Genomic DNA, 10,577 nt, shown 5'->3' with positions numbered 1-10,577 from the left:
GGGCTTCACCGGTAGCGCCTCAGCCGAGCATGGCTCGGCGCTACACAGGAACGCGGCCGGCAAGATTGCCAGCTTCGCGGCTTACGCCGCGCCCACAACAACAACGAAGCCGTCGTGGCACACTGCCGGCATGCGCGCTCGCCTGCCCCTGCTCGGTTGCCTGGTCTGGTTGCCTGCCGTGGCCCTGGCGGTTGACCCGCCTCCCGCCAGCTCGGCGGACAATGTCCGCATCTACCGCTGTGTTGGCAGCAATGGCGCGGTGTCGCTGCAGGATGCGCCCTGCACCAAGGCGCATCAGCAACAGGTGCTGGACATGACACGGCCGAAGGATCCACCACCGCGGCAGGCCTCCACAGCAGCCCCCCCAGCAACCGCGCCGGTCATCCAGCGCGAAGTGCGGGTGGTCACGGTGCAGCCTCCACAGCCGATGTACGAATGCGTCACCGCCGAAGGCGAGCGCTATACCAGCGACAACAACGAAGGCAATCCACGCTGGATGCCGACCTGGGGCTATGCCTACCCAACCCATGGTCCCGGCCACGGTGGCCCACGCCCGCCGCGCCCACCCGGCGGAGGCGGTATCCCGTGGCGAGCAGGTGTCGCGGTCCCGATGGGTTCGGTGTTGGTACGCGACAGCTGCCACGCCCTGCCACCGCAGGAAGTCTGCGCGCGCCTGCGCGATCGCCGCTGGGAACTGATCCGTCGCTACAACAGCGCACTGCAGAGTGAGCGTCAGGAATTGACCCGCGAACAACGCGGTATCGACGCGCGCCTTGAACAGGATTGCGGAGGAACCTGATGCGTTGCCTGATCGTGCTATTGCTTCTGGCCAGCGCCAGCGCGCAAGCCGGCGAGGTCGTGTTCTACCGCTGCACTGATGCCGCCGGCGCGCTCACCGTGCAGAACATGCCCTGCCCCAAAGGCACGCAGCAGCAGAGCAAGAAAGTCATGCAGGCAGTGGAGACCAGACCACCTTCACCATCGATTGCCAACCCGCCGCCTGCAGCGCTACCGCAATTGATCGCGGCACCCGTTCCTGCTGCTGCGGCAGCCACCCCTACGAAGGCTGCCGCGGTTGTGACCGCACCACCGGTTCCGCTGCCCGAACTGTTCCAATGCCGCACCCGCGAAGGCCAGAACTACTTCAGCGAAACCAACGAGCCGCCGTCACGCTGCGTGGCCATGCAGGTCACCGGCCTGGACGGCAACCCGAACACCGGCGCAGGTGATGCCTGCGAAGTGATTCGCGATACCTGCACGGCGGTCGACCCTGCGCAGCGCTGCGCCACCTGGCAGCAATGGGTGAACGACGCCGAATCGGAATGGCGTTTTGCCGCGGCCAGCCAGGCCGAGACGCTGCGGGAAAAACATCTCCGCCTGCAGTCACTGCTGGCTGGCAGCGACTGCAACATTCAGAACCCGTAACGCAGGAAGCCGCCGTCCACCGCGATGCATTCACCGGTGACATAGCTCGATGCCGGCAGGCACAGGAAGCTCACAGCAGCGGCCACTTCTTCCGGCTCACCGATGCGCCGCATCGGCGTGCGCGCGATCACTTCATCGTAGTAATCGGCATCGGACAACGGCCCGGAAGTACGGCGGGTACGGATGTACCACGGCGCCACCGAGTTGACGCGGATACCGTCCTCGGCCCACTCGCAGGCCAGGTTGCGGGTCATCTGCTGCATCGCCGCCTTGGTCATGCCGTAGACCACGCCGCTGCGCACATGGGTGATGCCGGAAACACTGCCGACATTGACGATCGCCGAGGATGCGTGCCGGGTCAGCAACGGGTGCGCGTAGCGGCATAGCTCGAATGCCGAGAACAGGTTGGTCTCGAAGATCCCGCGCCATTCGTCTTCGGAATACTCGGTTGCCGCCTTGGTGGTGTTGCCACCGGCGTTGTTGACCAGGATGTTCAGGCCGTCGCTGTGGTCTTCGACCCAGTCGAGGATTTCCTGCCGATCCTGGTCATCGCTGACGTCGGCCGAGAGCGCGTGGATGGCGCGCTCCGGGAAGGTTTCGGCCAGTTCATCGCGCGCGGTTTCAAGTGCGTCGGCATCACGCCCGACGATCAGCACATCGGCACCGAAACCCAGCAACTCACGTGCGATTGCCAGGCCAATACCGGCACTGGCACCGGTGACCAAGGCGGTTTGCCCATCCAGGCGCCAACGCTGCGGATTCATGCTGTTTCCTCATCAATGCAGGGTGCAGCGTCCGTGAAGGGACGCTGCAGGAAGATGGGGCTAGGATAGCTGCCTGAGCCCAGCGGAGCATGCCGATGAAGCGTCTTTCCCTGTTGATGGTGCCGTTGCTGCTTGCGCTGGCAGCATGCAGGCCACAAGTGCCGGAGACCGAACGCCCTCCTGAGCCGCAGGCCACCGCATTGCGTGATGCGATGAAGAAGGACCTGGACCAGGCCAAGGCTGCTGCTGCAGCGGCCGAGCAGGCCAGCAAGGCGCAGAAAGCCGAGCTGGATGCAGCGATTGGTGGCACCGATACCGCCAAGTAGCGCGTCACCTGTAATGCCGAGCCATGCTCGGCAACGGGCTCTACCGGGAACGCCCCTGCCGAGCATGGCTCGGCACTACAGGGGATTACCTGGAAAGCTCCTGCCGAGCATGGCTCGGCACTACAGGGGATTACCTGGAAAGCTCCTGCCGAGCATGGCTCGGCACTACAGTGCAGAAACAACAACGCCGCCCTTGGGCGGCGTTCTTGCTGCACATCACACAGGTGCGCTTACAAGCCGCAGAAGCAGTAAGCCAGCGACTTCACCGGTGCACCATTGCGGTCCTTCACTGCGTCTTCGACGAAGCGCAGCTGGGTGTCCAGCTCCGGCATCTGCTTGGCGATCAGCATGCGCGCGACGCCCGAGTCGGCCAGCATCCAGGCGCCGGCGCGGCTGCCGGCGAAGCCGGTCATGAACTGCGCGAACGGGGTAGCTGCCTTCTCGATGTAACGCACGCGGAACTTGTCGCTTTCACCGAGCTTTGCACGCTCCGCCGCATCGGCAACGGCCGCCTTCAGGCCACCGAAGGCATCAACCAGACCGCGCTCCTTGGCCTGCGCACCGCTCCACACGCGGCCGCGTGCGACTTCATCCACCGCTTCAACCGGCTTGTTGCGTGCCGCGGCCACCTTGCCGGTGAAATCGGCATAGCCCTTGTTGATCACCGACTGGATCACCTGGCCAACGGCCGGGTCCATCGGCCGGGTCACATCGAACGCGCCAGCAAAACGGGTGGTACCGACACCGTCGGTGTGCACGCCGATCTTGTCCAGGCTGCGGGCGAAGTTCGGGATCATGCCGAAGATGCCGATCGAGCCGGTGATGGTGGATTCGTCGGCATAGATGCGGTCGGCGTTCATGCTGATCCAGTAACCACCGGATGCGGCCATGTCACCCATCGACACCACCACCGGCTTGCCGGCGGCCTTGAGCGCTTCCACTTCACGGCGGATCTGCTCGGAGGCGAACACTTCGCCACCCGGCGAGTCCACGCGCAGCACCACGGCCTTCACGTCGTCGTCGTCGCGTGCTTCGCGCAGCAATGCCGAGGTCGAAACGCCACCGATGCGGCCGGCCGGCAGGTCGCCGCCAGCGATCTCGCCTTCGGCAACCACCACGGCAACCTGCGGACGCGAATCCATCGGCGAGCGACGTGCGTCGAGCTGGGTCAGGTACTCGCCCAGGCCGATCTGGCGGTAGCCACCGTCAGCATCGCCGTCGGCCACGCCGCGCTCGGTGAGCAGCGCGTCCACTTCTTCGCGGGTCTTCAGGCCATCCACCAGCTTCTGCTGCAGGGCGAAACGGGCCAGGTCACCCTCGGCGGCGGCAATGCCTTCGGGCAGCGTGTCGATGCCGGCAGCCAGCTGCGCGACGTCGAGCTTGCGTGCCTTGGCGATGTCGCCCAGGTAGCGCTGCCACACGTCGTTCATCCAGAACAGGTCGGCTTCCTTGGCCTGCGGCGAGGCGGCATCGAGCACATAGGGCTCAGCGGCGGACTTGAACTCGCCCACCTTGAACAGGTGCACGTCCACGCCCAGCTTGTCCTGCAGACCGCTGCGGAAGTACTGGCGATAGCGCCCCAGGCCTTCCAGCAACAGGCCGCCCATCGGGTCGAGGTAGACCTCATCGGCCTGCGCGGCCAGCAGGTACTGCGACTGGCCCATGTTTTCGCTGAAGGCCACGACGTGCTTCTTGGCCGCACGCAGATCCTGCAGCGCGGCGGTTACTTCACGCATCGAGGCAAAGCCACTGGGCTGCAGCTTGTCCAGTTGCAGCACCACGCGGTTGATCTTCTTGTCGTCCTTGGCCGCTTCGATGGCGCGGATCAGATCGCGCAGCTGCAGCTCTTCGGCATTGGTTTCACCCAGCGCCTTGCCCAGCGCGCGGCTGAGCGGGTCGGTGCTGTACTGCTCGACCAGACGGCCTTCCGGCGCGATCACCAAGGTGGTGCCTTCCTGCAGCACGGTCGTCGACGAAGCGCCCTTGCCCACGGCGACCATCAAACCGATCAGGATCAGGAACAGCAAGCCGAAGAACAGCAGGTTGAGGATCAACCGGCGGGTGAAGTTCATCACGTCCCAGATGCCGATGAAGAAGCTGGCAACGGGATTGCGGCGTGGCACTGGAGGGGGATTCATGGACGCTCCGATTGGGGCTGGTTGCAAGTCAGGATACGCATAACCGGACGCTGCCGGCATGGCCTTTAAGTCAGGGGGCAGCCTGGGTGATCAGCCGACCGCTGCTGACCCGCAGCCGCCAACCCAGCAACACCGCAGCCACGGTCAAACCAATGATCAGGCCGATCCACATGCCCTGCGGCCCCCAGCCCAGCCCCAGTCCAAGCCCGGCACCGACCGGCATGCCCACGCCCCAATAGGCGAACATGGCAATGAACATCGGCACGCGGGTGTCCTTGAGCCCACGCAGAGCACCGGCCGACAACACCTGGATGCCATCGGGGATCTGGAAGGTGGCCGCGTACAACAGCAGGGTGGAGGCCAGCGCGGCCACCGCAAGGTCGTCGGTATACAGCCCCACCACCGCGTCATGGCCGAGCAACAAGGCGGTGATCGACACCACCTGGGTCACCAGCACGATGGCATAGCCCGCCCAGGTGGCACGGCGCACGCCCAGCGGATCGTTGCTGCCGACCGCATGGCCGACGCGCACGGTGGTGGCCTCGGCCACGCCCATCGGGATCATGAAGCACAGCTGCGCCACGTTGATCGCGATCTGGTGGGCGCTGGCCTCGGTGGCACCGATACGGCCGATCAGCAGCGCGGTGATGATGAACAAACCGCCTTCCATCAGCACGGTGATGCCGATCGGCAGGCCGGTACGCAGCAGGTCCCAGATCGCGCGCGGGCGCGGCAGTTCGAAATGACTGAACAGCTGCAGGTGGGCGAAGCGCTTGGTGGTCCACAGGTAGGTGGCGAAGGCCAGCGCCTGCACCCACATGGTCACCGAGGAGGCGATGCCCAGGCCTGCGGCACCGAGCTCGGGGAAGCCGAACTTGCCGTTGCACAGCGCGTACCCCAAGGGCCCGAGCACCAGCAGGCCGCCGAAACCGATCAACATGGTCGGCAAGGTCCAATGCATGCCTTCACTGAGGTAGCGCATGCAGAAGTACAGGGTCAGCGCCGGCACACCCCAACGGATGGCATGCAGGAAGTCGGTGGCACCGGGCACGATTTCCGGCGCGATACCAAACGCTGGCAGGAACGCCGGCACCACGCTCAGGAACAGGAACATCAGCGCGCTCAGGCCCACGCCCAACCACAGTGCCTGGCGGAACAGCGGGCCGATCTCACGGTCACGGCCAGCGCCGTGCAGCTGCGACACCGAGGCGGTGAGCGAGATCAAGGTGCCGATCGGCACCAGCATCGGCAGCCATAGCAGGGCCGTGCCAATGCTGACCGCAGCAAAGGTATCGGTGCCATGGTGGCCGGCGATGGTGTTGTCGACAAAGGCAATAAGACCGGTGGAAACGTGGCCCAGCACCAACGGCAGGGCGAGCAGTCCGGTCGTCCGCACTTCTTGCATGAAGCGCGGCGTAGCGGGAGACATGGACATAAAACACAGGGACGCGGACTACGGCCGGCGCAGGAAGCGCACAGATGCCGGGTCGCGGAGTGTGCCTATTCTACCGTGGCAAGGTTGCTACGGCCCCGCACCGCGGATGAACGGATGGCGTGCTGTCGCACAGCGCGGTAGTCAGTGCCCGACTTTCTCGCGCAGCCAGGCATCGCGTTGTGCCGGTGCCAAGGCCAGCAACTGGGTGCGCAGTTCTTCACGTTGCTGCGGCGGAGTCCGCTGCGAAATCAGGCTCAGCTGTTCCAGCTGGGCGGCATCGAGTTGTCGCAGCAGCGCAATCACCGGCTCGCGCTCAGCCGCCGGCAGGTAGCCGAACAGCGGCTGCAGGCGCGGATACAACACACCCAACTGCGGACCCAGCAACCAACCATCGCGGTGCATCTGGTCGATGGCCATATAGCGCGCACGCAGGGCCTGGCGCTGTGCGTCCGGCAGCGCGGCGATTGCCCCCGCCGCCTGGCGGATGCGCTGTTGTTCGCTGGCCGGCAGTGCCTGCCAGGCTGCGTAGCGGCTACGGAGCTCGCGCTTCTGCGCTGGGCTCATCGAGGCCCAGGCATTGCGCGTGCTGACCACGCTGGCACTGCCGGTCGTGGTCGGCAGCCCCGGCAAAGCGGTCGGCGCAGCCGCCTGCAGCGGCAGCGCAACGACGAGGATCAGGCCCGCCAGAACAGACTTACTCATCGGCATCGGCTGTCTCCAGCGCTGCACCGGCCGGTTCCGGACGGCTGGGTTGCGGCTGCGACTCGTCCACCGGGATCGGGCCACCGGCTGCATACCAGGCATGGAAGTCGGCATCGCGGGCCGTGTCCAACGCAGGATCGGCCAGCATGGCCGCATCGGCGGCCGCATGTGGGTCTTCGCCCGGCCCGGCCGGGGGACTGTCGTCAGGCAGCGATTCCACCTGCACCGGACCGTTGTCGACCAGCCCATTGCCAGCATCCGGGTCAGTGCTGACCACCGTATGCGAACGCCACCACCACAGCGCGACCACTGCCAGCAACAGCAGCGGCAGGCACAGCAGCAGCCAGGTGCGCAACGTCCAGGGTTTGGCCGGTTTGCGTCGCGGCGCCGGCTTGCGGCGACGCTCCTCTTCCACGCGCGGGCTGTTGCCAGCGGTAGTGGGCGCAGCGGCTGCGGCGGGCAAGGCGCCGGTAATCACCGAATCGCGCAGCTGTTCGAGTTGCTGCAGGCGCGGCGGCGACAGGTCGCGGATCAGCGCCTGCACCTGCTCGGCCAAGGCCCGCCAGCTTGCGGCATCCGGGTGACCATCTGCATCCACCGGACAGGCGCCCGCCAGGGCCTGCCGATAGGCAGTGGCGTCAACGCCCAGCACCGTCGAAGCCGCTGTTTCATCCAGGCCGGCGCCAATCCGCAGCAACAAGGCCAGGCGTTCACCTGCTGCCAGCGTGCCCAGGTGTGCGAAGGCCTGCTCCCAGTTGCCCGGGCTGGTCGGCTTCAGCAACTGCGGGGTGCTGCACAGCAGGCCCCAGAAGCGGGCCGGCCATTCAACCATCAGCAGCTGCGCTGCATGGCCGGCAAACGCACGCATGGCCACGGCCACGGCGCGTTCACCGACGGCGGCATCGCCAGCCTGCAGCTCGGCAACGACCAGGGCGCGGCGTTCCACCCCGCGCAAGAAGGCGGACAGAGCATTGGCTGCGGCCGGCGAAAGAGGGGCTGGTGCAGCCATCATGTGAACTCCGTCATGCCGTGATGATACCGAGCGCACACCCTGCTGCCGACGCCCCAAGGCAGCAGCGGACCGATTCCGCAAGCCGCTGCAACAACTTGTGCACAGCGTCAATACGCTGTGACAAGCGACCCATGCACGCCGCCGTGAGACTGTATTTCTTTTTTGTTTCACGGATAAGTTATTGATTTTTATTGAATATCTTATGTGGCTATTTTTTGACCAAGTTGACCCAAAGGCTTGCTCCATCGCCCTGAACGCGTGGAGCACATTACTCACCCACAGAGTTATCCACAGGATGTGTGGATAACAATAAATCTCCAAGCGCAGCCAGCGTTTACGCCGCATTTATGCAGGACTTCACAGCATCACGATGACGGTGAATGGAGCCAGCCAAGTCGTCGGCTGCGGCTAAACTTGTCCCATGCCTGACTGCCCCACCCTGCGCCTTGCCCTGCCGGTGCCCCTGCCACAGCTGTTCGACTACCTGCCTCCGGTCGGCAGCCCCGCGCCCGAGGTTGGTGATGTGGGACGTCGGTTGCGTGTGCCATTTGGTCCGCGCGAGCTGGTCGGGGTAGTCGAGGCCATCGGCCACAGCGATGACCCGGCGACCTTGCGACCGGCCCTGCAATGGCTGGATGACGCCGCGCTGATCGGTGGTGAGCTCAGCGCCTCGCTGCGCTGGCTGGCGCGCTACACCCACGCCCCACTGGGCGAGGTGATCGCCACCGCGCTGCCAGCGCACCTGCGCCGCGGCGAGCCGCTGGCCGATACCCACGGCTGGGCCTGGGAACTGACCGAGTCAGGCCGCGCCGGTTACGCGCGTCTGCGCAGCGGTACCCGCCCGCAGCGCTTGGCCTCGCTGCTGCTCGACGGTCCCGTCAATGAAGACCTGCTGGACGATCAGCTGGAGGACTGGCGCAGTGCCGCCCGCGCGCTGTCGAAGCGTGAACATGCGCGACGGATCGAAGTCGCGGCGGTGATTCCGCAGCCGCGCATCGTCGCCGGCCCGGTGCCGAACCCGCAGCAGCAAGAAGCGATCGACGCGCTGCAGGCGGCCGAGGGTTTCCAGCCCTTCCTGCTCGATGGCGTCACCGGCAGCGGCAAGACCGAGGTCTACCTGCAGGCCATCTGCCACTGCCTGCAGCAAGGCAAGCAGGCACTGGTACTGGTGCCGGAGATCGGCCTGACCCCGCAGACCCTGCACCGTTTCCGCAGCCGTCTGGGCATTCCAGTGCATGCGCTGCATTCGGGCTTGAACGACAACGAACGTGCACGCGTCTGGGCCGCCGCCTCGCGCGGTGAAGCACGGGTGATCGTCGGTACCCGTTCGGCGATTTTCACACCACTGCCGCAGGCCGGCCTGATCGTCATCGACGAAGAGCATGACGGCAGCTACAAGCAGCAGGACGGCATCCGTTACCACGCACGCGATTTCGCCATGGTGCGCGGCAAGGCGCTGAATGTTCCGGTGGTGCTGGGCAGTGCAACGCCATCATTGGAATCCCTGCACAACGCACGCAGCGGTCGCTACACGCACCTGCGCCTGCAGCAACGCGCCGGTGATGCCAAGCCGCCGGGCGTGCGCGTGTTCGACGTGCGCAAGCGGCCGCTGCAGGATGGCCTGTCACCGGAAGTGCTGGTCGGCATCGAGCAGCACCTGAAGGCAGGCAGCCAGGTGTTGGTGTTCAAGAACCGACGCGGCTACGCGCCGGTGCTGCTCTGCCATGACTGCGGCTGGACCGCGCCGTGCAAGCGCTGCAGCACGCCGCTGCACAAGACACCAATGACCGTGCACGGTGGCGGCCGCCGCCTGCAATGCCACCACTGCGGCGCGCGCCAGCCGGTGCCACTGGCCTGCCCGGATTGCGCCAGCCTGGCGCTGCAGCCGCAGGGCATTGGTACCGAGCGTCTGGAAGAACGCCTGCTGCAGTTGTTCCCGGATTACCCGGTACTGCGCATCGACCGCAGCACCACCGCCCGCCGCGATGCACTGGAGCAGACACTGGCGACGCTGGGCGATCAACCCGGCATCCTGGTCGGCACGCAGATCCTGGCCAAGGGCCACGATCTGCCGAAGCTGACCCTGGTGGTCGTGGTCGGCATCGATGAAGGCCTGTTCTCGGCCGACTTCCGCGCCAGCGAAAAACTGGCGCAGCAGCTGATCCAGGTCGCCGGCCGCGCCGGTCGCGCGGAACGCCCCGGCGAGGTCTGGCTGCAGACCCACCATCCGGACAATGCGCTGCTGCATACGCTGGTCAACGGTGGCTACCACGCCTTCGCCGATGCCGAACTGCTGCAGCGTGAGGCCGCTGGATTTCCGCCATTCGCACACATGGCCATGCTGCGTGCCGAGGCAAAGCAGGTGGAGCAGGCCAATGAATTCCTCGCCGCGCTCAAGCAGCTGCTTCCCAAGCACAACGACCTTGAACGCTTTGGACCGATGCCTGCACCGATGCCACGCCGTGCTGGCTTCCAGCGCACGCAGTTGCTGTTGTCGGCCGGGCAGCGGCGCCCCTTGCACGCAGCGCTGGATGGCTTGATGGTGCAGGCCTATGGCCTGCCGCAGGCGCGCCGCGTGCGCTGGTCGCTGGATGTGGACCCGATGGATCTGTACTGATCTCGTGCTTTGTGGGAGCGACGCGAGCCGCGAAGCTGAAAATGCACGTGATCCCGGTAGAGCCCCGGCCATCGAGGGAGGGGCGTTTACCCGAAATCCACATCCCCGCCAGGGTCGGCCCGAAGCGGCGATTTGTTGAAAAAGGCAAAAAGATACGG

The 10,577-nt window shown here is 65.8% G+C and carries 9 protein-coding genes; 4 read left to right on the top strand and 5 right to left on the bottom strand.

Annotated elements, in window-relative coordinates; genetic code table 11:
• Positions 1 to 130 precede the first annotated feature (130 nt).
• Together AC1VWL_RS18405 and AC1VWL_RS18400 are read left to right on the top strand one after the other, a co-directional pair.
• On the top strand, positions 131 to 799 hold the full coding sequence (locus AC1VWL_RS18405) for a DUF4124 domain-containing protein (protein ID WP_482987644.1): 669 nt from the start codon (positions 131 to 133) through the stop codon (positions 797 to 799).
• The gene (locus tag AC1VWL_RS18400; RefSeq protein ID WP_482987643.1) at positions 799 to 1,425 is read left to right on the top strand and encodes a DUF4124 domain-containing protein; all 627 of its coding nucleotides are present in this window, start codon (positions 799 to 801) and stop codon (positions 1,423 to 1,425) included. Before AC1VWL_RS18405 ends, AC1VWL_RS18400 begins: the two co-directional genes overlap by 1 nt.
• Here AC1VWL_RS18400 and AC1VWL_RS18395 read toward each other — a convergent pair.
• Positions 1,413 to 2,189 (bottom strand): SDR family oxidoreductase, encoded by a 777-nt coding sequence (locus AC1VWL_RS18395; protein ID WP_282273335.1) that lies wholly within the window; start codon positions 2,187 to 2,189, stop codon positions 1,413 to 1,415. The genes AC1VWL_RS18400 and AC1VWL_RS18395 overlap by 13 nt on opposite strands.
• 95 nt (positions 2,190 to 2,284) lie before the next feature.
• On the opposite strand from AC1VWL_RS18395, the gene AC1VWL_RS18390 reads away from it, so the two are divergent.
• A complete protein-coding gene (locus tag AC1VWL_RS18390; RefSeq protein ID WP_482987642.1) occupies positions 2,285 to 2,515 on the top strand; it encodes a hypothetical protein in 231 nt (76 codons plus the stop codon).
• A 230-nt stretch (positions 2,516 to 2,745) separates the two neighbouring features.
• On the opposite strand, the gene sppA is transcribed toward AC1VWL_RS18390, so the two are convergent.
• From sppA to AC1VWL_RS18370, 4 genes are all read right to left on the bottom strand, one after another.
• Entirely contained in the window at positions 2,746 to 4,653 is a 1,908-nt protein-coding gene (gene sppA, locus AC1VWL_RS18385) for a signal peptide peptidase SppA (protein ID WP_482987641.1), read from the bottom strand.
• 70 nt (positions 4,654 to 4,723) lie between these two features.
• Entirely contained in the window at positions 4,724 to 6,088 is a 1,365-nt protein-coding gene (locus AC1VWL_RS18380; protein WP_481615600.1) for an MATE family efflux transporter, read from the bottom strand.
• Between the two features lie 141 nt (positions 6,089 to 6,229).
• Positions 6,230 to 6,790 (bottom strand): DUF3106 domain-containing protein, encoded by a 561-nt coding sequence (locus AC1VWL_RS18375; protein ID WP_482987640.1) that lies wholly within the window; start codon positions 6,788 to 6,790, stop codon positions 6,230 to 6,232.
• A complete protein-coding gene (locus tag AC1VWL_RS18370; RefSeq protein ID WP_482987639.1) occupies positions 6,783 to 7,802 on the bottom strand; it encodes a hypothetical protein in 1,020 nt (339 codons plus the stop codon). The genes AC1VWL_RS18375 and AC1VWL_RS18370 overlap by 8 nt, the downstream gene beginning before the upstream one ends.
• 421 nt (positions 7,803 to 8,223) lie before the next feature.
• On the opposite strand from AC1VWL_RS18370, the gene AC1VWL_RS18365 reads away from it, so the two are divergent.
• Positions 8,224 to 10,419 carry a primosomal protein N' gene (locus AC1VWL_RS18365; protein ID WP_482987638.1) on the top strand — a complete coding sequence of 732 codons (2,196 nt, stop codon included), beginning with the start codon at positions 8,224 to 8,226 and terminating at the stop codon, positions 10,417 to 10,419.
• Positions 10,420 to 10,577: the final 158 nt, after the last annotated feature.

The sequence above is a fragment of the Stenotrophomonas sp. STEN063 genome (assembly GCF_056854515.1).
This window is presented reverse-complemented; position numbering and strand designations above follow the sequence as displayed.

What these genes read in the sequence shown, in the direction of transcription:
- AC1VWL_RS18380 (WP_481615600.1), bottom strand. Translation starts at nt 6,088, where the DNA reads ATGTCCATGTCTCCCGCTACGCCGCGCTTCATGCAAGAAGTGCGGACG.
- AC1VWL_RS18395 (WP_282273335.1), bottom strand. Translation starts at nt 2,189, where the DNA reads ATGAATCCGCAGCGTTGGCGCCTGGATGGGCAAACCGCCTTGGTCACC.
- sppA (WP_482987641.1), bottom strand. Translation starts at nt 4,653, where the DNA reads ATGAATCCCCCTCCAGTGCCACGCCGCAATCCCGTTGCCAGCTTCTTC.
- AC1VWL_RS18375 (WP_482987640.1), bottom strand. Translation starts at nt 6,790, where the DNA reads ATGAGTAAGTCTGTTCTGGCGGGCCTGATCCTCGTCGTTGCGCTGCCG.
- AC1VWL_RS18370 (WP_482987639.1), bottom strand. Translation starts at nt 7,802, where the DNA reads ATGATGGCTGCACCAGCCCCTCTTTCGCCGGCCGCAGCCAATGCTCTG.
- AC1VWL_RS18390 (WP_482987642.1), top strand. Translation starts at nt 2,285, where the DNA reads ATGAAGCGTCTTTCCCTGTTGATGGTGCCGTTGCTGCTTGCGCTGGCA.
- AC1VWL_RS18365 (WP_482987638.1), top strand. Translation starts at nt 8,224, where the DNA reads ATGCCTGACTGCCCCACCCTGCGCCTTGCCCTGCCGGTGCCCCTGCCA.
- AC1VWL_RS18400 (WP_482987643.1), top strand. Translation starts at nt 799, where the DNA reads ATGCGTTGCCTGATCGTGCTATTGCTTCTGGCCAGCGCCAGCGCGCAA.
- AC1VWL_RS18405 (WP_482987644.1), top strand. Translation starts at nt 131, where the DNA reads ATGCGCGCTCGCCTGCCCCTGCTCGGTTGCCTGGTCTGGTTGCCTGCC.